Source organism: Kamptonema sp. UHCC 0994 (assembly GCF_029167235.1).
Taxonomy (GTDB): domain Bacteria; phylum Cyanobacteriota; class Cyanobacteriia; order Cyanobacteriales; family Microcoleaceae; genus Kamptonema.
The window spans coordinates 1-21829 of sequence record NZ_JARFTR010000175.1 but is presented as its reverse complement, the minus strand read 5'-3'; the positions used below and the strand labels follow the sequence as shown (position 1 = coordinate 21829).

General features: G+C 45.9%; 15 protein-coding genes. 11 read left to right on the top strand and 4 right to left on the bottom strand.

What is annotated here, in order from left to right; translation table 11 throughout:
• From PY364_RS16500 to PY364_RS16485, 4 genes are all read left to right on the top strand, one after another.
• Positions 1 to 111, top strand: a 111-nt coding sequence (locus tag PY364_RS16500) for a transposase (RefSeq protein ID WP_275524119.1), incomplete at its 5' end; no start/stop codon positions are given.
• A gap of 243 nt (positions 112 to 354) precedes the next feature.
• Positions 355 to 648 (top strand): hypothetical protein, encoded by a 294-nt coding sequence (locus tag PY364_RS16495; protein ID WP_275524116.1) that lies wholly within the window; start codon positions 355 to 357, stop codon positions 646 to 648.
• A 148-nt stretch (positions 649 to 796) separates the two neighbouring features.
• Entirely contained in the window at positions 797 to 2131 is a 1335-nt protein-coding gene (locus PY364_RS16490; protein WP_275524114.1) for a glycosyltransferase family 4 protein, read from the top strand.
• 111 nt (positions 2132 to 2242) lie between these two features.
• Positions 2243 to 3262, top strand: coding sequence for a phosphotransferase (locus tag PY364_RS16485; protein ID WP_275524112.1), 1020 nt, complete (start codon positions 2243 to 2245; stop codon positions 3260 to 3262).
• 225 nt (positions 3263 to 3487) lie between these two features.
• Here PY364_RS16485 and PY364_RS16480 read toward each other — a convergent pair whose 3' ends face one another.
• Both PY364_RS16480 and PY364_RS16475 read right to left on the bottom strand, forming a co-directional pair.
• Complete coding sequence (locus tag PY364_RS16480) at positions 3488 to 4660, bottom strand: pyridoxal phosphate-dependent aminotransferase (protein ID WP_275524110.1); 1173 nt, start codon at positions 4658 to 4660, stop codon at positions 3488 to 3490.
• 143 nt (positions 4661 to 4803) lie between these two features.
• The gene (locus PY364_RS16475) at positions 4804 to 4998 is read right to left on the bottom strand and encodes a hypothetical protein (RefSeq protein ID WP_019487700.1); all 195 of its coding nucleotides are present in this window, start codon (positions 4996 to 4998) and stop codon (positions 4804 to 4806) included.
• Positions 4999 to 5379: 381 nt separating this feature from the next.
• On the opposite strand from PY364_RS16475, the gene PY364_RS16470 reads away from it, so the two are divergent.
• From PY364_RS16470 to PY364_RS16455, 4 genes are all read left to right on the top strand, one after another.
• Complete coding sequence (locus PY364_RS16470; protein ID WP_275524108.1) at positions 5380 to 5730, top strand: STAS domain-containing protein; 351 nt, start codon at positions 5380 to 5382, stop codon at positions 5728 to 5730.
• Positions 5731 to 5806: 76 nt separating this feature from the next.
• Positions 5807 to 8563 carry a TIGR03960 family B12-binding radical SAM protein gene (locus PY364_RS16465; protein WP_275524106.1) on the top strand — a complete coding sequence of 919 codons (2757 nt, stop codon included), beginning with the start codon at positions 5807 to 5809 and terminating at the stop codon, positions 8561 to 8563.
• A gap of 1195 nt (positions 8564 to 9758) precedes the next feature.
• Positions 9759 to 12068, top strand: coding sequence for an Rne/Rng family ribonuclease (locus PY364_RS16460; protein ID WP_275524105.1), 2310 nt, complete (start codon positions 9759 to 9761; stop codon positions 12066 to 12068).
• Positions 12069 to 12084: 16 nt separating this feature from the next.
• A complete protein-coding gene (locus PY364_RS16455; protein ID WP_343277658.1) occupies positions 12085 to 12807 on the top strand; it encodes a ribonuclease HII in 723 nt (240 codons plus the stop codon).
• A 215-nt stretch (positions 12808 to 13022) separates the two neighbouring features.
• On the opposite strand, the gene PY364_RS16450 is transcribed toward PY364_RS16455, so the two are convergent.
• Complete coding sequence (locus PY364_RS16450; RefSeq protein ID WP_275524103.1) at positions 13023 to 16073, bottom strand: PAS domain S-box protein; 3051 nt, start codon at positions 16071 to 16073, stop codon at positions 13023 to 13025.
• Positions 16074 to 16525: 452 nt separating this feature from the next.
• Here PY364_RS16450 and PY364_RS16445 point away from each other — a divergent pair, with 452 nt between their 5' ends.
• The 3 genes from PY364_RS16445 to PY364_RS16435 all read left to right on the top strand — a co-directional run bounded on the left by PY364_RS16445 (position 16526) and on the right by PY364_RS16435 (position 20896).
• Positions 16526 to 16657, top strand: coding sequence for a hypothetical protein (locus tag PY364_RS16445; protein ID WP_275524102.1), 132 nt, complete (start codon positions 16526 to 16528; stop codon positions 16655 to 16657).
• A 346-nt stretch (positions 16658 to 17003) separates the two neighbouring features.
• Positions 17004 to 18197 (top strand): anthranilate phosphoribosyltransferase, encoded by a 1194-nt coding sequence (gene trpD, locus PY364_RS16440; protein ID WP_275524101.1) that lies wholly within the window; start codon positions 17004 to 17006, stop codon positions 18195 to 18197.
• A 59-nt stretch (positions 18198 to 18256) separates the two neighbouring features.
• Positions 18257 to 20896 (top strand): amino acid adenylation domain-containing protein, encoded by a 2640-nt coding sequence (locus PY364_RS16435; protein ID WP_275524099.1) that lies wholly within the window; start codon positions 18257 to 18259, stop codon positions 20894 to 20896.
• 176 nt (positions 20897 to 21072) lie between these two features.
• Here PY364_RS16435 and PY364_RS16430 read toward each other — a convergent pair whose 3' ends face one another.
• Positions 21073 to 21708, bottom strand: a complete 636-nt coding sequence (locus PY364_RS16430) for a retropepsin-like aspartic protease (RefSeq protein ID WP_275524098.1) — start codon at positions 21706 to 21708, stop codon at positions 21073 to 21075.
• Positions 21709 to 21829: the final 121 nt, after the last annotated feature.

Sequence of the window (21829 nt, the reverse complement as noted above, 5' to 3'; positions counted from 1 at the left end):
ATTAATAACAAATTAAAATTGTTAAAGCGTTGTGGATTTGGATTTAGAAACTTTAACAATTTTGAAATTAGAGCTTTGATTAGCTGGCATTTTCCTAATATTTTAGCATAGTAGGTACGAAAGAGCCACTATTTGATCGAATTGGACTCTTTGACGAACGCTTAGGAGCCGGTGCTTCTGGGTGTAGTGAAGACTCAGAAATTTGGTATAGAATCCTTGCCGAAGGCTGGTTTTGTCGCTACGAACCAACAGCAGTAGTTTATCACTATCACCGAGGTGATTTGGATAGTTTAAAACATCAAATGTATCACTATATGCGCGGGCATATCTTGGCGCTTTCCCTACTATGAATTTATGAAACCACTTTGCCCACCAGAAGCCGAGGTGATGGCAGAATGGGGTCATGTTCGGCGTGGATATACTCTCGATCAATTAACAGCATTAATTGGTTTTCCTTGCCAGAGTTCTGCCACTTTTATTAATCCATTGACGGTAGTTTGCCATGATGTTGCATTTTCCCGTTTATCCCCTCTTAAACGCCAATTATTGTGTACTGCACTCAGTCCTTTAACCTGGGTGAGTTATTGGCTGCATAAACCGGAATCATTGGGGACGGAAACTGCTTATGCTTGGCAGAAGCCAGCCTAATCTAACAGGACTTACGCACGATTACGTAACGCCGCCATCCTGGCGGTTCCTTTACCGCCTAGAAGGCGGCGTTACGGATATTTTTGCGTAAGTCCTATCTAATCAATTATTCAGGCTTCAAACAATCCAGCAACAATAAACAAAGTCAATGAGTTTCGATAAAATTAAACTAGAACCAACGATCGCTCTCTTACACTGGGGCGATTTAATTGAAGATTTTTTAGACACCATTGGGGTTTCTTTTGAAGCCTTCTGCAACGAAATAACGGGCGGCTGGATGTTTGGCTACATCGAGGCCCTACGACGAGCGGGGGTGCGGACAGTGTTATTCTGCATTTCTGGCAGCGTGACTGAACCAGTCTACTACACCCACAAAGATACAGGAGCAAAAATCTGTGCCCTGCCGGCATCTCAACTTTACCAAACCATCCGCCGCCAAATGGTTAACCCTCAAGGGTGGACAGTTCGGGATATGTTTGGAGAGGTTCGAGGCCTTCGCCGCCTGGTGTTGACAGGAGTAAAAAGCATCGCCCCTTATCTAGCGACACCTTTAGGGTTGTTGGAGAGGGAACTACGGCGGGAAAACTGCCAAGCAATTCTTTGTCAAGAATATGAGTATCCGCGTTTTGATGCTTGCACTTGGTTGGGTTGGCGGATGGGGTTGCCTGTGTTTGCGACGTTTCAGGGAGGCGATTTTCAGGTAAGTCCTTGGGAAAGGTTGTCCCGCCCGATTGCCTTGAAAGCCAGCGCGGGTTTAATTATTGCTTCCCAAACCGAGGTACAGCGCGTGCAAACTCGCTATGGCGTGCCTGCTAAAAAGATTGCCCGGATTTTTAACCCGCTGGATTTGACACTGTGGCAACCAATGGATCGCGCTGAAGCTCGGCAATTGCTGGGTTTTCCGAATGAGGCGGAAATTGTCGTCTGTCACGGGCGAATTGATATCCATCGCAAGGGGTTAGATATTTTATTGGAAGCTTGGCAACAGGTATGCAGCGATCGCCCAGGCCGAGATTTGCGACTATTGCTGGTGGGGACTGGTAGCGACGCGGAGGCATTGAGTCAGCGGATCGCTCAGATGCAGCTTTTGGGCATTGTTTGGGTGAATGAATACGTGCGCGATCGCGCTTTGATGCGACAGTACCTCTCGGCCGCTGACGTTTATACTTTGCCTTCTCGCCATGAGGGATTTCCGGTTGCGCCGCTGGAGGCGATGGCTTGCGGGTTGCCTGTTGTAGCTGCTGACGCGCCGGGAGTGCCAGATATTTTGGAGGGGGGGGAAGCTGACGGCGGGATCGTTGTACCCCGTGAGGATGCAGCGGCTTTGGCAGGGGCGATCGGTCGGGTTTTAGACGATCGAATCTGGGGGCGAGAGTTGGGCAAGCGGGCTCGCCTTCGAGTGGAAACTCATTTTTCTCTGGAGGCGATCGGTGGGCAATTGCGGCAGTTTTTGTGCGATCGCTCTTTAGCGCACATTCCGTAGCTCTGACTCGCAGCACTGAGAATGCTGGAAAAATCCCAGCCCAAAAATAAATGGTTTGCCCATTTTGTCCAGTCAAACTCAAGGTTGGAAAAATATTACTGCTCAGAGAACATGAAACAATTATTCAAAGCATCGATACCAGAAGTAAAACTGGAAGCTGTTGAAAGAGCGCTAAAAACTGCTTTCAATACAGCGATCGCTGAAAGCGTCGAACTTTTATCAGGTGGGCTTTCTTCAGCACTCGTTTATAAGATCACGGTGAATGGAAAAATATATCTCTTGAAAGTTATACTGCAAACTGATACATTCAACGATCCAAATCGGCACTATATTTGCATGAATTTGGCAGCAGAAGCGGGTGTTGCTCCCCATGTTTACTATGCCAATGCCGAAGATGCGATATCGATGACTGATTTCATCGAAGCCAAGCCATTTCCTAGACACTTTACGCCAAATAATTTAATTAAAGTGGTGAGCGTTGTTCAAACAATACAGGCTACTCCAAACTTTCCAACATTGGTTAATTACCTGGATGGAATCGATGGATTCATTGAAAACTTTAAATCTTCCAAACTCTTGCCGGAAAGTGCGACGGAGGAACACTTCAGGTACTACGCAGAAATCCAGAAAGCCTACCCGCGCTACGATCCCGCTCTCGTTCCCAGCCATAACGACCTAAACCCCAGGAACCTGCTGTTTGATGGACAGAAAATTTGGGTAGTGGATTGGGAAGCTGCTTTTCAGAACGATCGCTATGTAGATTTGGCGATCGTTGCTAATAATTTTGTGAAGACTGAAGCGCAGGAAGAAATCTACCTAAAGGCATATTTTGGCGATTCCCTAGATGACTACAAACGCGCTCGATTTTTCATCATGCAGCAAGTTTGTCTGATGTTTTACGCAATGGGATTTATGCGCTTGGCCACAGTTTTACAGGCTCAAGATACGGTGATTGACGAGCGCATGGAAACCGTTCGTCAACAGGAGTTTTTCACACAAATTGCCAAGGACACCGTGTCGCTTTCATCTCCTGAAGGACAATTTCTCTATGCTAAAGTTTTACTAAACGAAGCGTTGTACAACATGAAAACACCAAGATTTGCCGAGGCAATTGACAGAATGAACGCATAAAACAAGATGGCGATCGCTACTTCCAGAATTTCCTGATTAGGCTGAATATGCCAAAACCATGCTCGATGCTTTACGCAATGACTCGGAGAATTTTTCCCCAATTACCAATTAGCAATTACCCTAATGCTATTAGCAAGTCAAATTACCAAAAACCGCAGAATCACCCTAATCAACACAAATCATCAAAAATTGCATTAATCGGCTTTCATCTGCGGTTAAAAAACATCAAGAATAGCGAATCCCAGCTTTTTTCATCCGCTCAATCGCCTCATACATCCGCTCATCAGCTACCGTCAAAGCAATACGGAAAAAACCTTCACCCGCCGCCCCATAACCATTCCCAGGAGGCACAATAATTCCACACTTCTCTAACAACAAACTGACAAACTCAGTAGAAGTATAACCCTTGGGTACAGGAGCCCACACATACAGCGTAGCCTTGGGTGGCTCAATCGGCCAACCTAAAGATTGCAAACCTTTAACGATAATGTCACGGCGTTTTTGATAAACAGACATCACCGCTTGTAACTCTGCTTCCGTAGTCGAATAAGCCGCGATCGCAGCGCGTTGAATGGCTTTGAAAACTCCCGAATCTACATTAGTCTTAACTTGACTTAATCCCTTAATTCCCGTCGCATTCCCGACTACAAAACCAACCCGCCAGCCCGTCATATTGTAAGATTTAGACAAGCTATGAAATTCAATTGCTACGTCCTTTGCACCCTCAACTTCTAACACACTCGGCGGCTTATAACCATCGTAAGCCATCTCCGAATAAGCGTGATCGTGGCAGAGCAAAATATCGTACTTTTTGCAATAGGCTACCAACTTCTCAAAATCTGCCAAAGTTGCGATCGCACCAGTTGGGTTGTTAGGATAGTTAATCCACATCAACTTAGCCTTAGTCGCTACCTCTTCGGGAATCGCAGTCAAATCTGGCAAAAATCCATTCTCCGCCGTCAAAGCCATCGGATAGGGTTCGCCCCCTGCAAAAATCGTTGATGTGCGATATACTGGATAGCCAGGATCGGAAATCAGCGTGTAGTCTCCCGGTTCCACAAAAGCCAAAAAAGTGTTGTGGATCGACTCTTTGGAACCAATTGAAGAAACAACTTCCGTGTCAGGGTTTAAATCTTTAACTCCAAATCGGCGTTCCATCCAGGCTACCACCGCTTGCCGATAATCTTTCGTACCTTGGTAGGGAGGATAATTATGAGTAGAAGAGTCTGCGATCGCCTCCTGCATTGCCTGGACAATATGAGCTGGAGTAGGCTTGTCAGGATCGCCAACTCCCATATTAATGATATCAACCCCTTTGGCGACGAGCTCATCCCGTTTTCGGTCAATCTCAGCAAACAGATAAGGCGGTATTTTCTCTAAGCGCTTGGCAAACTGCATGGCAATGTAAAATAGAGGGCTGGGTGACTCTAAAGCACCAATGACAGTTTACCGCCAAGGCAAGTTATTTTTCTTAAAAAAGCTGTGGACGACAACCCCAGGATAAGAGGCAAACTTTCTCCTTACCTCCCCTTCACATTCAGCTAAGAACTAGGTACCAATTGAATCCGACCCGCATCCATCTCATCCATTAATAACTCTAGCGCCTCGAAGTCAACATCAGAGATGTAACCTACCCTAGTCAGCTCGTAGTTGATCTCATTTTCAATATCAGGAGTCAACCGCTTAATGTAGAGGGCTTTTTCTACAAGTTTACGAATAGCATGAGTAGCTTGCATAGTAGTTAGGGGAACTCCGCATATCTCAATTGTGGACTCAAGGCCTCAACGGGCTCGTGATCTCAGGCTGGAACCACAAGTGATATCTGTCACATCCTTGAGAGTCAAGAGACAAATCTGGTTTGGGGACGCAGGAATCCTGAAAGTAGATGCACCCATACACTAAAAAAGGGAAATAGCATACTTCCCCACCTTAGATTTTACAATCTTTACAGAAACTTTAAAAAAGGAGTGCTAAACCATAAAGATTCAGTAAAATTACTTAGGTTAGGCGATCGAGATTCGTAAGTCTGGGTTAAATTCAGTAAATATAACGTAGGCGTTGGCTAAAGCCCACTCACTACCGTAGTTGAAAATACGTAGTAACCAGAGGTTTGACTCATGCACGCAGTTCTTGCCCGCGAACCAATTACAGTAATTGCTCCCCAGAGCTACCTGAATGCAGTCACCGTCGGAGACTTTCACAGCCAATTGAACGCAGCTTTTGCCAATCCAGGCCTTTCGACTTTGCTAGTGAATCTCGAAAAAGTAGAATTTTTAGACAGTTCCGGCTTGCTGGCCTTGGTTTCTGGGCTAAAAAGAGCCAAAAGCTTAAATAAAAGATTTAGTATTTGTTCAGTTCCCCCTGCCATTAGGATGATCTTTGAACTCAGCCAACTAGACCAAGTTTTCGAGATTTTTGAGATGGGTACAGCCTTTGAAACTGCGATCGCTCACAATCAGAGCTATTAACCATTGGCGGATTAACCATTTTTAAGGTAGGCTCAGAAGAAATCGCAAGTAAAAGCGAGTAGAAGCGAGTAGAGCCGTGCCAGTTGCAGTAGAGAAATTACTTACCCCCGAAATCAAGCAGCCTGCCCGTTATTTAGGAAATGAATTAGGAGCAGTACATAAGCCTTGGGATACCGCAACCGTGCGTTGGGTCTTAACATACCCCGAAGTCTATGAAGTTGGTGCTTCTAACTTAGGGCATATCATCCTGTACAACATTTTAAATGCAGTACCCCGGCAACTATGCGATCGCGCCTACTTACCAGCAACAGACTTAGCCGCAAAACTTAGATCGACACAAACCCCCCTATTTGCAGTCGAGTCCAAGCGATCGCTCACAGACTTTGACATTCTCGGTTTTAGCCTAAGCTACGAACTAGGAGCCACCAATATCTTAGAAATGCTTGATTTAGCAGGCATTCCTTTGACATGGAAAGAGAGGGGAGATGGGGGAGTTAAATCCTCCCTATCCTCCCTATCCTCCCCATCCTGGCCTCTAATCTTCGCTGGTGGACAAACAGCAACATCTAATCCCGAACCCTACGCCGACTTTTTCGACTTCATCGCCTTGGGAGACGGGGAAGAACTACTGCCTGAAATTGGTTTAGTCCTAGAATTGGGCAAAGCTAATAACTTGAGCCGCGAAGAATTACTGCTAGATTTAGCTCAAATTCCCGGCGTATACGTCCCCCAATTCTACGAAATGGCAACAGATGGCTCCGTGTACCCCACAAGGCCAGATGTTCCCGAACGAATTTTGCGGCGGGTAGCAACTCCGATACCAGCCTACTCCATCGGGTTAGTACCCTACGTCGAGACAGTACACGATCGCCTCACCATCGAAATCCGTCGTGGTTGTACTCGCGGATGTCGTTTTTGTCAACCGGGAATGTTAACTCGTCCCGCTAGGGATGTCGAACCCGAACAAGTAGCAGATGCGATCGAACAAGGCATGAGAGCCACAGGATATAACGAATTTTCGCTGTTATCCCTGAGTTGTTCCGACTATTTAGCACTACCAGCACTAGGCTTAGAAATCAAAAATCGCCTCAAAGACGAAAATATCACCCTATCTTTACCTAGCCAGCGGGTAGACAGATTTGACGAAAATATCGCTAACATTCTGGGTGGTACGCGACAAGGTAGCCTAACTTTTGCCCCGGAAGCCGGTACTCAGCGGATGCGGGATATTATCAATAAAGGTTTGACCAACGAAGAATTATTGCGGGGCGTGAAAACTGCCTTTGAGCAAGGGTGGGACAAAATCAAGCTGTATTTTATGATCGGCTTACCTGGAGAAACGGACGTTGATGTAATTGGTATTGCGGAGACAATTCGCTGGCTACATCAGGAATGTAGAGCATCTGGGCGCAGACGGTTAAATTTTACCTTGACGATTTCTAACTTTACGCCCAAGCCTCACACTCCCTTTCAGTGGCATTCAGTTTCTACCGCTGAGTTCCAGCGCAAACAAGCCTTACTGAAGGCAGAATTTCGGGGAATGAAAGGGGTAAAGGTAAATTTTACCGATGTGCGGATTTCCGCGATGGAAGACTTTATCGGTAGAGGCGATCGCCGTTTAGCCCCAGTTGTCCGCCGCGCCTGGGAATTAGGCGCAGGAATGGATGCTTGGTGGGAAAGTTTAGACCGTGCTTTTGGCGCTTGGACGCAGGCGATCGCAGAATCTGGATTAAGCTGGAAATATCGCCTAGTGGATAATGGGGAATGGAATGTGATGTTAGGTGATGTTACGCCGTCATCTCAGCATTACATTGACCGCCCAGAGGGCGGCGTTACGAAGGCAAGTTTTGAGGATAATGTTTCTTCATCTTATGCTCTCGATCGCCCCCTGCCTTGGGATCATATAGATACAGGCATTGACAAAGTTTGGCTGAAAACCGACTTGCAGCGAGCCCTAGAAGCAGCTACAGTTCCCGACTGTTCCTTTGAAGGCTGTTCCCACTGTGGTGTCTGCGGCACAGATTTCGGTCATAACGTTGTTGTTCCGCCTCCTTCAATTCCCCCCTTTGCGGGTCATTTCCTCCCCAACCAAGAGCGCAAACAGCGCTTGCGAGTCTGGTTTGGTAAGCTTGGCGATCTGGCTTTAGTTAGCCATCTGGATTTGGTAAGATTGTTTGACCGCGCTTTGCGGCGAGCCTCCTTGCCGATTTCCTTTACTGGCGGGTTTCGTCCTAGTCCCCGGATTTCTCCTGCGAATGCCCTACCTTTGGGCGCTACCAGTAGCGGCGAAATCGTGGACTTTGAGCTGACTCAACTTGTGGATGTGGCGGTTTTTCGGGAAAAGCTGGCAGCTAACTTGCCGAAAAATATTCCCATTTACAAAGTTGAAGAGGTTGATGTCAAAGCTCCCTCCGCTACACAGTTATTGACGGCGGCCGAGTATTTGATTAAAGTAGGTTTAGTGCGATCGCCAGAGGATTTAGAAGGTGAGGGCAGTTTTCCACAACCTCAGCCCAAATGGGCAGACTGGGTAGAGGAAATTAAAGTAGTTACGGCTTTTTGGCGGGAGCAAACCTCAAAATCTGGCAAGGTGCAAAGCGTCAATTTGCGCGATCGCCTGCAAGAATTGGAACTTGTACCTGCATTCAGCAACAGCCCAAATAGCTGCGAACCAAACTCTGAAATTACCCTCCTCCGCTGCATCGGCAGTTGTCGTAACGACGGCACTCTACTGCGACCAGAGCATATCATCTATATGCTCGAACAAGTCAGCCAGCAGGAAATTCAACTCCTCCACACCCACCGTAACCAGCTCATCCTTAGCTCGGTTTGATCGCGGTTTTGTTTTCAAAATAGTGCTATAGTGCGTGGAGAGGTGAAAATATATCGATAAAGTCGTTAGTTATCTAGCGAGTTCAAAACAACTCCAAACATCACTTGAGTTTTTTAGCAGTAGCCTTGGGCATAGAAAAACTTGCTTCTTAATAGGTTGCTTCTTAATAGGAAGAATAGGTGGTTAATCAATTGTCTAAAACTGCGTAAATTTGCCTGTTTAAGGCAAGTTTTGTTATCATTGTAGGTAGCAGAAAAACAATGCTCCTCCTCTGAATGGATTAGAAAGATTAGGCTTGATATCCTGGTAGTCTTAAAACTAGCTCGCCTTTAATAAGGTTCAAAGGGACACGGCGATTAAAGGAGCTGAAAATAATGGTTAAGACATAAAGTTATCAATGCAAATTGTATAATTAGTAAGGTCGGCTCGACCTGAAGTTACGCCTGTGGAGTATAAAGGGGCCGACCCCTAGGCAGAAGCAGGAATTAGACTCCTAACTGTTTTTTAACAGTGATGGATAGGTTCTATAGAGCATTAGCAGCAGCAACAGTAGCAGCAGCAGAAGCAAAATAGTTGTCAAGAGATAGCCGAAACTCCTAGTTTTTACTAAGAGATAAAATTGGCATTCTTAAAGATGCCGCGATCGCGTCGGCTCAGTGAAGCAAAAAACCCCTTGTCAGAAAGTGCCAATTAAAATGCTTTATTAAGGAAGCTGATATGGCAGTAGTGCTGTTAGCGCAAGCCACTGAGTCAACCAGCAACGCGAGCTGGGTGCAACTCGCTTCTGGGCAAGACTTTAAGCTTTTTGTGCATTCTTGGCTAAATCCAGCGCTTGATAGCGCGACATTCTGGTTATGCGAGGTTTTGTTACAATTACGCTTTGGCTCTCTATTAGGGAGTTAAAGACTTTCTAAGTAGTAGTAGCAAAAAAGAAGCAGGAAATGAACATTAAATCTACCATAAGTAGATTTGAGTAAGTTTCATAGAACAGCAAGAATAACAATATCGATTAGTTCAAGCCAACGACTCACAATTGAGCGTTAGCTTACTCAACAATCAAACAGTTAACAGTTAACAGTTAACAGTTAACAGTTAACAGTTAACAGTTAACAATTAACAATTAACAATCAGCCAAAGTCATAGGCACGGGCAGCGTAGGTGTCTTAAACTTGCTGCAAAAATTTGAGGAAATTGAATGCCAAAGCAGATAGTTATAGCGGAGCAGCATCGCCTTGCGGCTGTATTTTCCGAAGATCAAATCCAAGAACTCGTAGTCGCTACTGGCAGTCACCAAGTCAGCGACATCTATCTCGGAATTGTTGAAAATGTATTACCAGGAATAGACGCAGCCTTCGTCAATATTGGCGACCCAGAGCGCAACGGCTTCATGCACGTCACCGACTTAGGGCCCCTACGGCTGAAACGCTCCGCAGGCGCGATTACAGAACTACTTGCTCCCCAGCAGAAAGTCTTAGTCCAAGTGATGAAAGAGCCAACGGGAACCAAAGGCCCCCGGCTCACGGGCAACATTACCCTCCCCGGACGCTACTTAGTTCTGATGCCCTACGGTCGAGGCGTAAATCTCTCCCGCCGCATTAAAGCTGAAAACGAGCGCAATCGTCTCAGAGCGCTAGCGATCTTAGTCAAACCCGCCGGTATGGGGTTGCTAGTTCGCACAGAAGCCGAAGGAATGACAGAAGAGGCAATCATTGAAGATTTAGAAGTGTTACAAAAGCAGTGGGAAGCCGTCCAGCAAGAAGGTGGTTCCACTAGGGCTCCAGCATTACTCAACCGTGATGACGATTTCATCCAGCGGGTACTGCGGGATATGTTTAGCAACGACGTAAACAGAATTGTCGTGGACTCGCAAAATGGCATTAAGCGCGTCAAGCAGCACTTAATGGCCTGGAATGGGAATAAGCTACCGCCGGGAGTTTTGATCGACCACCACCGCGAGCGCATTCCGATGCTGGAATATTTCCGCGTCAACCCCGCGATTAGAGAAGCCCTCAGACCCAGAGTTGACTTGCCCTCTGGTGGTTATATCATCATCCAGCCCACAGAAGCGCTAACGGTGATTGATGTCAACTCCGGTTCTTTCACCCGCTCAGCTACAGCTCGCGAAACCGTACTTTGGACTAACTGCGAAGCCGCAACAGAAATTGCCAGACAATTGCGCCTGCGAAATATTGCCGGGGTGATCATTGTTGACTTTATCGATATGGAATCGCGGCGCGACCAGTTGCAGGTATTAGAACATTTCAACAAAGCGCTCAGAGCTGACAAAGCACGACCACAAATTGCCCAACTATCCGAACTTGGGTTAGTCGAACTCACCCGCAAACGCCAAGGTCAAAATATTTATGAATTGTTCGGTCACACTTGTCCCTCCTGTGGTGGATTAGGTCATCTGGTGCAACTCCCTGGGGAAGATGAGCTGGCTCCAGCGGTTCGTGATTTTTCCACAGCGCGTGAGTCCGCAGCGTCGAACCGTTCTTTGCCCCGTCCGGCTTTTGCCGAAGTATTGCCGGCTGTGCCAGAAGTGCCGGAACGCCGTAGCTTGAGTGCTACTCCTCGTCCTAGCTTCGCGGAATCTCCTGGGCCTGTTCGAGAAGATCGTGGGCTGGAGCCTGCACGGGCGGCTTGGGAAGCTCAGAACGAGGGGTTAGATTTTGATGGTAATAGCAATTCATCCCTGGATTTGATGAATCACCCTAGTTATCAGGATTTAGGGAATGGGGCCCGCCGCCGCCGATCGCGCCAACGCCTCGGAGAGGGTAATCTCCCTGTGAGGGATGAAGAGCCAACCCGGAGCAAGTTACGAGTGCCAAGTGTACCTTCAATTGCTGATTCTAGGGGAGAATATTTGGGAGTGCCAGGAATGCGGGCAACTTCCGAGACGTTCCCGATCTCTAGTGCTATTAGCCAACGACGCGATCGCGACGATTTGGAGCGGGTGCGACCAGCAAGACCAGAGCTGATGAAACCGATGGTAGAACCCCCGGAAGTGATTGCGGTGGAAATGACACCAGAGGAACAAGATGTCTATGCTTTGATGGGCGTTTCTCCGCTGCTGCTGTTGGATCGAACGGTAAAAAATCCTAAGAATGCGATTATTTCGGTCACGCTTCCCGGACAAGGGGGAAGTACATCGCAGGCGGAGCGATCGCCAGCAGACGACGCAGAATTGCCGAGTGTTACCGAGCAAGTTAGGGAAGAGTCTAGTTATGAAAGGCAAGAGCCAAATTATGAAAGGCAAGAGCCAGATTATGCAGCCGCCTCTTTAGTTTCGTCTGCATATTTTGAGGATGAGGATAGCGATGACTATTCCGATCCTAGCGATCGCGATGACTATTCCGATCCTAGCGATCGCGATGACTATTCCGATCCTAGCGGCGATGAGGTTTCTAATATTGCTGAAACTTCTCAAGCCACTGAGCAGGAAGAACAAGAACCTCTTAACCGCCGTCGCCGTCGTCGTTCTTCTGCCTTAGTTGAAGATTAATAAGGAGATGGAGAAGATGGGGAATAGAGGAGCGGGGAAGCAGAGGAGTAGGGAAGATTTGGAGTCAGGGGAAAACAGAGAAGGCGAAAAACTTCTCTTTGCCCCCTTGCTCCCCCTCCCATCCGCCCCTGTGCCCCGACCTACCTCAGCTCCCCCACTCCCCATTTCCCCATCTGTAATTGCAGGGGTCGATGAGGTAGGTCGGGGCGCATGGTTTGGGCCTGTGGTGGCGGCAGCTTGCATTTTGCCGCCGGAGGCGCTAGAGGAACTGGCAGCTTTGGGAGTACGCGATAGCAAGCAGTTGAGTCCCGCTGCGCGATCGCGGTTGGCAGTTAAAATTCAGGCTATGGCTGTAGATTGCCAAATTGGTGTAGCTTCTGTGCGGGAGATTGACAGAATGAATATTTTGCAAGCTTCGCTGCTGGCTATGAAGCGGGCGATTTTAAAGCTCAATACTTTGCCTGAGCTTTGCCTAATTGACGGAAATCAGCGGATACCACATTTGGCGATCGCGCAACAAACAATGATTAAGGGAGATCAGCGATCGCTTGTTATTGCTGCTGCTAGTATCGTTGCTAAGGTTTGGCGCGATGAGTTAATCGTCCGCATGGCTGTAAAATTTCCAGAATATGACTTGACAAATAACAAGGGTTATGGTACTCCAAAACACAGATTAGGTTTGGAACGCTACGGCACATCGCCTTTCCATCGAATGTCTTTTAGTCCTTGTCGAAAATAGTAATTGCTAATTCAGGACTTACGCAAAACTATCCGTAACGCCGCCTTCTAGGCGGTAAAGATACCGCCAGGATGGCGGCGTTACGTAATCGTGCGTAAGTCCTGTAATTGCTAATTGCTAATTGCTAATTGCTAATTGCTAATTGCTAATTGGGGAAAGAGTTTCCTCATCTCCCCCTCTCCCCTCTCCCCCCCTCTTCCCCTAGCCCCTAGCCCCTAGCCCCTAGTCCCTTCTTCAATATCTGGTATTTGAATAGGAATCTCGATCGTGAACTCCGATCCTTGTCCTGGGAAAGAAGTACAACTTAACTTACCACCATGCTGTTCAACTACAATTTGGTAACTAATTGATAACCCCAAACCAGTACCCTTGCCAGCAGGTTTCGTCGTAAAAAATGGATCGAATAATTGCTTAGAAATTTCCTCACTCATCCCAGAACCATTGTCCGAAATCCGAATTATTGCATTTGAAGAATTGACTTCAGTTTTAATTTTGATCAGACTTGGATTAGCTTTAATTTCAGAAATGGCTCGGTTTTGATTATACTCATCAATTGCATCAATTGCATTGCCAATCAAATTCATAAACACCTGATTAATCTTGCCCGCATAGCACTCAATCATGGGCAAATTTCCGTACTCCTTAACAATAGAAATTTCAGGATGAGCCGCACGAGCCTTCAGCCGACTTTGCAAAATTAGTAAGGTTCCCTCAATTCCTTCGTGAATATTTACTAAACTTGTCCTAGTATCATCCTTGCGAGAAAAATTTCGTAGCGATCGCACAATTTCCCGGATACGATCTGCCCCAACGTGCATCGAAGACATCGCTTTGGGCAAATCTTCTAACAAAAATTCTAAATCTATTTCCTCCATTACATTTTGAATAGTTTCCACCGGCTCAGGGTAATGCTGCTGGTACAAATCCACCAAATTGAGCAAATCTTCCGTATAGTGACCTACATGGACAAGATTACCGCACACAGAATTTACTGGATTATTAATTTCATGGGCAACTCCAGCAATCATTTGACCTAGAGAAGACATTTTCTCAGTATGAATCAATTGAGATTGAGTTTGTTGTAGCTCATGCAAAGTTTTCTCTAACTGTGTTTTTTGCTCTCTTAACTCACATTGCGATCGCACGGCAATATCCTCAGCAACTTTGCGCTCAGTAATGTCAACGATCAGCCCCTCCAAAGCGAACACTTCTCCAGAATCTGAAAACACCCCAATCCCTTGTTCCCAAATCCATTTTAGTTCCCCCGCCTTAGAAGTAATGCGATAAGTTAACTGATAGGGTCGATTTTCCTGTAAAGCAATTTGAACTGCTGTCCACAAACGCTCCTGATCCTCTGGGTGAGTAATCTCTGAGAGAGAAAGTTTCCTTTCGCCAACAAACTCCTCTGGGTGGTAGCCTGTTAACTGATAGCAACCTTCACTGACAAATTCCAGACTGCGATCGGCATCATTGCGGAAACGATAAGCCATACCAGGTAAATTCCCCATCAATGTTGCCAGCGCCCGCTGGCTCTCCCGTAGAGCCTCCTCAACAGCTTTGCGATCGGTAATATCCGTCATCACAGCCAGCAAACAAATCTCATCGCCCAGATTAATAATCTCAGCCGATAACAGCACCACCACCACATTTCCCGACTTCATCCGCAACTCATATTCGCAGTTGCGAACTACCTCTTGCTCCTGCAAAACTTGTCTTAATCTAGTTCTGTCTTCTACATTTACCCAAAGATTCAAGTCCGTTACAGTCTTGTCAATCACCTCATCAAGACGGTAATCCATTAAGCTCAGAAAACTATCATTAACCTCAATAAACCGTCCATCAGTGAAGGAAGTAATCGTAATCGGATCGGGACTTGAGCGAAAAGCTTTAGAGAATTTTTCCTCCGAAGCTCGTAACTGAGCTTCCGCCTTTTGGCGTTCGGCAATTTCGCTTTGCAACTGTGCGATCGCAGCCTCTAACTGACTGGTGCGCTCTTGAACCCGACGTTCCAAATCCTCATTTGCCTGTTTCAGAGCTTCCTCTGCTATCACCCGGTAGGTAATATCACGTACCACCGCTTGCAGCCCCAATTTACCGCCAATATCCATTGAAGTGAGCAATATCTCTGCGGGGAACTCCAAACCATCAAGGCGACAGTGGAGCCAGTCAAAACGGCAGTTACCTGTAGAGAGGGCCGCAGCCATACGCTGCTGAGCTAGAGTCGCTGAATCTTCGCCCCCCGGCTGTAGGCGAGGGCTAAATTCCGAAGGGTGTTTGCCTGTAAACTCATTTTTGCTGCTACATCCAAACAATTTTAAAGTTGCGGGGTTGCAGTCCAAAAAGCCGTTTTCATCAAGCAACATTACTGCATCGGTAGTTGATTCGTACAAAGTACGGAATTTTTTTTCCGATTGTTGTAAAGAAGTGATTAATTGGGTTTTTTCCTCTGCGGCTCGTTTTTGCTCAGTAATATCCTGCATAACTTGACAGAAGCCGCGTAATATTCCGCTTTCATCCCGCAAAGCCGTAACAATAATATTGGCCCAAAATTGGGAGCCATCCTTGCGAACTCGCCAACCTTCATCTTCAAATCTACCTTTGGCTGTGGCTACTTCTAATTTTTCGGCGGGTTTGCCAAGATCGATTTCTTCCTTAGTGTAAAAGCAGCGAAAGTGGGAGCTGACAATCTCGGCTGCTCGATAGCCTAAAATGCCTTCAGCTCCAGAGTTCCAACTAGCTACAAGACCATCAGTATCCAGCATGAATATTGCATAGTCCTTGACTCCTTCGATTACCAGACGGAGGCGTTCTCTTTCTTCGCTAAGTGCGGCTTCTGCGTATTTGCGCTGAGTGATATCTTCGACAAAACCTTCGTAATAGAGTAGTTCACCGTTGGGGCCACGAACTGCTCTTGCGTGTTCAGAAATCCAAATTATATTCCCGTCTCGGCGGTAAATCTGCGATTCAAAATCTGATACTGCATCATGTTCTTGTAAAGCAGCAACAAACTCGTCACGTCGTTTAGGGTCTACATAAAGCTGCTGTTCGATGTCAGTCAGCCTTGCCATCATTTCTTCGCGAGATTTGTAACCGTAGAGGCGGGCCAGGGCAGGATTTGCACTGATATAGCGCCCGTCAGGGGTTGTCTGGAAAATGCCTGAAACAGCATTTTCAAACATACTGCGATATTTTGCTTCCATTTGGTGCAGTGCCTCCTCGATCCCCAGACAATCGAGTACATAGTTTGATCGTTGTTGGTTGCCCACTTCTGTACCTGTTCGTTTAACTAAAGAACACAAAAAGCTTTGTTAGTGCTTAATTTGGTAATTGGTAATTGGTAATTGGTAATTGCTAATTGCTAATTGCTAATTGCTAATTGGTAATTGGTAATTGCTAATTGTTAATTGTTAATTACCAATTAAAAGCAGTACCTATCCACTTAAAAACTGCTATAAATGTGTAAGTCCTAAATACGATTGTATGTAGCCGATTTACCTTGTTTTCAAGGATTTTTCAGGCAATTTAACACCCTGAACCCATTGAGCGAGACTTACTTATCACTCAGATAACGTGGGAGCATCCCAATTTTATAGTAGAGGTGAAATATTCCGGCAGCGTACACTTATTGATTATAAGCAGAGATTTACTGTCGGAATGCTTCGCGCCTAGAGATAGGGGGTACGATGCTCACGGCTAGCGGGAGAGGGAAATAGAATCAATGGCTTCAGCCATGAGTGAGTGTCCTAACCATCTTGGCGGTTGGTATATATTTACACGCCTTGGGATGCTCTTGGCAAAGTCGGCTAGCGATCGCGCAGAATCTCTTGACTGCGATCGCTTGAACATCTAGCTTCAGAAGGACTAGCTGCCGAAAGTCAATTTAAGATGGTGGCATTAGGAGCTAAATAGATGTGCGATCTATAAAAATCTCACAATCAACGAACCGTAGTTGTATCAAAAAATTCAATATTGGGTCGAGTTGGCTTCTGAAGTAGAAATTTTGTTTAAAGAGGGTTTGGGTAGATAAATTTGTGTCCCCCCTGATTTTTCTTGATTAAAGTTACAAGTCAATAGCAAGGTAGACTAGGGACTGGCAAGTTAGAGAGCGATGCCAACGGCAAAGTTCCCTAAAGCGCTCTCTCTAAGATCAAATCCTAAATCTCACGACATCTATAAATATCTAAGATAATCGATTGATGATTGATTCTTCCCCTTCACTCCAACTACAAGACAAAACTGCGGTTACGGCAGACCTTGCCTCTACCTCCGCGATCGCGCCGGATGCTTCTCTGTGGCCCGAATTACTCCAACAATTGCTAGATCGTCAGTCTCTTAGTCGCGATCGCGCCGCTGAATTAATGCAAGGATGGCTAGCAGATGCTATTCCCCCAGCATTATCAGGTGCTATTCTAGCTGCTCTCCAAGCTAAAGGGATATCTGCTCAAGAACTAGCGGGAATGGCTTTTGTGTTGCAGTCTCAGTCTCTAGGGAATTTTCAGCCACAAAATTCTTCAATTCCCAACCGCGTTGACGTAGATTCCCCCCAGGGTTTAGTTTTGGGAGTGCAACAAAGCAATCTCAAAACTCCCAAATCTCTAATTGATACCTGCGGAACTGGTGGGGATGGAGCCTCAACTTTTAATATTTCGACTGCTGTGGCTTTTGTGGCCGCCGCCAGTGGAGTTGCAGTTGCCAAACACGGAAATCGTTCGGCCTCCAGTAAAGTTGGTTCTGCTGACGTTTTAGAAGCGTTAGGTGTTAACTTGAACGCCTCTCCAGAAAAGGTTCATGCTGCTATTGAAGAAGTCGGGATCACATTTTTATTCGCTCCCGGTTGGCATCCAGCCATGAAGGTTGTGGCCCCACTCAGGCGAACTCTGAAGGTGCGAACTGTTTTTAACCTTTTGGGCCCGCTGGTCAATCCTTTGCGGCCGCTGCGTCAAGTAATTGGGGTATTCGATTCAAAGTTGGTGGTAATAGTTGCTGAAGCTTTGAAAGAATTGGGTACGGAAGTGGCGATCGTTTTACATGGTCGAGAAAGATTAGATGAGGCAGGATTGGGAGATATTACTGATTTAGCTATTTTGTCAGAAGGGGAAGTGCGACTAAGTGAATTAAATCCCGAAAAAATCGGTTTGACACCAGCCGCGATCGCATCTCTACGAGGTGGGAATGTGGAAGAAAATTCTCAAATTTTACGGGATGTCCTTCAAGGAAAAGGAACTCTCGCACAACGTTCAGCGGTTGCTTTGAATGCGTCTCTGGCGCTGCAAGTAGGAGGAATTGTACCGCTGGGCGCTCACGAACAAGGGTTTTCTCTTGCCAATGATATCTTACTCAGCGGCAAAGCTTGGTTGAAGTTGGAAGAGTTGGTTAAGTTTTTGCGCTGAAGGAAAAAGTTATTTACTCTGGTTATTCAAAAATCCCTATATAGCTTCAGGATAATGCGATGTTTCCAGTTGGTAATTCAAGGGAATCAGTCAGTTTAAACTCTGTTAGCAATACTATTCAGGGGTTAATTGAATATCGCGTTGACCAACAGCCAGAGGCGAGGGCAATTAATTATCAAAACCACTATCTGACCTATCAGCAACTCAATCACCGTGCTAACCAACTGGCTCATTACCTACTTAGTTTAGGTCTAAGTGCAGAGGCGCGGGTGTGTGTTTGTCTCCAGCCATCCCTAGAAATTGGCGTGGCTTTGCTAGGTATTTTGAAAGCAGGTGCAGTTTACGTTCCCCTCGATCCCAACTATCCCCGCGATCGCCTCGCCACGATTTTGGAGGACAACCAACCCCAAGTTATCCTTACTCAGAGAGATGTATTACCAAATTTACCCGCAACCGGGCCAAATGTTTTCTGTTGCGATCGCGATTGGCAAAGTATAGAGCATCTGTCCACCGACAACCCATCTGTCAATATTGACCTTGACCAGACAGCCTACATCATTTATACATCGGGGACTACTGGCAAACCCAAGGGCGTAACGATCGGTTATCGTAACTTGAGCCATTACATTTTGGTGGCCCAGGAACGTTTTGGTTTTGACCGTACCACGATAATGCCTGCGATCGCTCGCTTCAGTTTTAGTATCACCTTTTTTGAACTCCTGTCTCCCTTAGTTGCGGGTGGCACTCTCACGATCCTAGAACGGAAACAGATATTAGATTTCCGTCAGATGTGCCAAATTTTAGAACAAATGACTGCGATCCACGCCTCCCCTAATCTGCTCAAAAAATTGCTAGCCTACATCGAAGATAACAGCATTGATTTGGCAAAGTTTAGCGGATTAAAGCACGTTTCTACTGGTGGCGATCTCGTTCCAGCCAACGTTCTTGTCGCTATGCAGCGCGTGTTTCAAAATGCCGAAATTCACATCATTTATGGCTGTAGTGAAGTTAGTTGTATGGCTTGCTCCCACTTTGTATCCAGAGAGCAAACAGTCACCAAAACCCTTGTAGGACAGCCGTTTCCTAATGTAGCAATTCGCCTATATGAGTCAGAACAAAAGTCGGTTGCCATTGGTGAAATTGGCGAGGTATATATCAGCGGGGCGGGTGTTGCTAAAGGCTATTTGGAACGACCAGAATTAACCACCGAAAAATTTGTCATCATTGACCAAGAGCGTTGGTATCGGACAGGCGATCGCGGACGTTTAGATGCCCAGGGCAATTTAGAAATTCTCGGTCGAACTGACTTCCAAATCAAGCTTAATGGCATTCGGATTGAACCAGGAGAAATCGAAGTTGTACTGCGACAAATTTCAGGGGTAAGAGAAACTGTGGTAGTGTGTCGGGAACTAAATAGTGGTGAATTGGGAATAGTCGCCTATCTGGTATTTCACTCCACCGATCCCCCGGAAATTGACGATATCCGTCGCTCTCTCCAGAGCAAATTACCAGAATATATGGTTCCTGTTGCCTTTGTAGTTTTGGACGCTCTACCCCTGAACCTCAATCAAAAAGTAGACCGTCAGGCACTTCCCGTCCCAAATTTTGACTCTGGCAATAAGTATATTGCTCCTCGTAATGAATTGGAAATTCAGCTAGTAAAGATTTGGGAACAGGTATTAGGGATCGAACCAATAGGAATCAAAGACAATTTTTTTGAATTGGGTGGTCATTCTCTAGTCGCCGTCAATTTATTAGCAAAAATTGAAAATATTTTTGGTAAAAACTTGCCATTATCAATCTTATTTCAGCAGCAAACGATTGAAGAATTTGCTCATATTCTTTCGCAGCCAGAATGGACACCATCTTGGTCTTCATTAGTCCCAATTCAAACAAAAGGATCGCAAACACCTTTATTTTTAATCCATGCAGTTGGTGGGAACCTTTTAGATTATCAAAAACTCATCTATCATCTAGGTCAAGATCGACCTATTTTTGGGTTACAATCAATCGGATTAGATGGGAAGCAAGAGCCTCTAGCTACTGTGGAAGCAATGGCGCTACATTACATCAATGAAATTAAGAGCATTCAGCCTCATGGCCCCTATCTATTTTTTGGCTATTCTTTAGGCGGAATAGTCGCATTTGAGATGGCACAACAACTATGTGCCCAAGGAGAGAAAATAGGATGGTTGGGGGTATGCGATATAGGTGTTGCTCATATCAGTAATGAGGTGCAAAATCAGGAGCAAAATGAGCGATCTTTGGCTAAGTTTATCAAGCTTCACACAACAAATCTTGGGAAAATTAGTAGCTTTAAAGGAAAGTTAGAATATCTGTGGGATAGAATTTACTGTCGGCTAACTTTATATTACTACAAAAATCATCTGGTTGGGGAGCTTTCTAAAAATGAAATTTCTCCTCCAGACTTCTTATTAAAACTCTTAGATATTAATATGCAAGCTGACATGAATTACAGGTGCAAAATCTACCCAGGTTCTCTAGCTCTCTTTCGTTGCAAATATCAGGATGTGAAATATTACTTCAAGCCTGATTTGGGCTGGGGTGATGTAGTAGCTGGGGGGGTAGAGATTCACAATCTGCCTGGGAGTCACTTCGATCTGATGAAAGAACCTTGGGTACAATTTCTGGCTAAAGACTTGAAAGCATCTTTGGAAATTGGATCGTCTCGGACATAATTAAACCTAGGGTGGGCGCTCGCCGCCAATCGCCTGTAATTTATCGCAGAAGATGGTTTCGGCGAGCGCACACCTTACAATTATCCGTCGTCATTGCGAGCTGTGCGAAGCAATCGCAGAGACTGGGCGATTGCTTCGCACAGCTCGCAATGACAATATCTTACTTGATCCTTCATTTACGATCGCGATCGAAATTCGATTACATTTTCCTTAATAGTCACGTCTTTATTACCAAAAAAGTCATGTCCTAGGAGTCCAATGTCTAGTGTAGGCGCGATCGCTACCTGGATATTCTTAACTTCCAGCCCCCCAGCTTGCAAAGAACTAACTTGACCTAGTTGAAAAGTAGCTTCTCCGTTAGGTGTTTTAGCTTTCACTGTTCCCTTTGGAGTTATCCCCAAAGCCTTTGCCATTGCTGGCGTGATCACTGTACCACTAGCTCCAGAATCTACCATCATCTCAAAGCTCTGTTTGCCGTTAAAAGTGACATCAATCACGGGAATGTTCCCCTCTCGGCGTTTAATTTTGGCTTGAAATATTCCCGAATTAGCAGCAGTTGGACTCAACTCTTGAGGAGTAATGCCACAAACTGATTCATTCAAGCTGACAATTTTTCCAGAGGAGTTCCGCATGAAACAGCCCTCATATTCTTGGGCTACCGTTAGATTAGGAAGTGTTGCTGTGTAAACCAAGATCGATCCCGCAGTAGAAATAGCTGTGGCTGCAAGCAGCAAGCTGTCTAGGAATTTTCTACCGTTCAATTGTTGCGTTTTGAAGTTTGAGGCTGAGGCTGGGTCAGATTTGTAAGGCATACTTTGGTCAAACGCTATAACATAATTATAACTGCGATCTCTGCCTACGGGTATAAATTGACACTTTTTAGTTGGGACTTAGATACTACATTATTGTTTGTAGCGCCGCCCTCTGGGCGGT

What these genes read in the sequence shown, in the direction of transcription:
- PY364_RS16495 (WP_275524116.1), top strand. Translation starts at nt 355, where the DNA reads ATGAAACCACTTTGCCCACCAGAAGCCGAGGTGATGGCAGAATGGGGT.
- PY364_RS16490 (WP_275524114.1), top strand. Translation starts at nt 797, where the DNA reads ATGAGTTTCGATAAAATTAAACTAGAACCAACGATCGCTCTCTTACAC.
- PY364_RS16485 (WP_275524112.1), top strand. Translation starts at nt 2,243, where the DNA reads ATGAAACAATTATTCAAAGCATCGATACCAGAAGTAAAACTGGAAGCT.
- PY364_RS16480 (WP_275524110.1), bottom strand. Translation starts at nt 4,660, where the DNA reads ATGCAGTTTGCCAAGCGCTTAGAGAAAATACCGCCTTATCTGTTTGCT.
- PY364_RS16475 (WP_019487700.1), bottom strand. Translation starts at nt 4,998, where the DNA reads ATGCAAGCTACTCATGCTATTCGTAAACTTGTAGAAAAAGCCCTCTAC.
- PY364_RS16470 (WP_275524108.1), top strand. Translation starts at nt 5,380, where the DNA reads ATGCACGCAGTTCTTGCCCGCGAACCAATTACAGTAATTGCTCCCCAG.
- PY364_RS16460 (WP_275524105.1), top strand. Translation starts at nt 9,759, where the DNA reads ATGCCAAAGCAGATAGTTATAGCGGAGCAGCATCGCCTTGCGGCTGTA.
- PY364_RS16455 (WP_343277658.1), top strand. Translation starts at nt 12,085, where the DNA reads ATGGGGAATAGAGGAGCGGGGAAGCAGAGGAGTAGGGAAGATTTGGAG.
- PY364_RS16445 (WP_275524102.1), top strand. Translation starts at nt 16,526, where the DNA reads ATGGCTTCAGCCATGAGTGAGTGTCCTAACCATCTTGGCGGTTGGTAT.
- trpD (WP_275524101.1), top strand. Translation starts at nt 17,004, where the DNA reads ATGATTGATTCTTCCCCTTCACTCCAACTACAAGACAAAACTGCGGTT.
- PY364_RS16435 (WP_275524099.1), top strand. Translation starts at nt 18,257, where the DNA reads ATGTTTCCAGTTGGTAATTCAAGGGAATCAGTCAGTTTAAACTCTGTT.
- PY364_RS16430 (WP_275524098.1), bottom strand. Translation starts at nt 21,708, where the DNA reads ATGCCTTACAAATCTGACCCAGCCTCAGCCTCAAACTTCAAAACGCAA.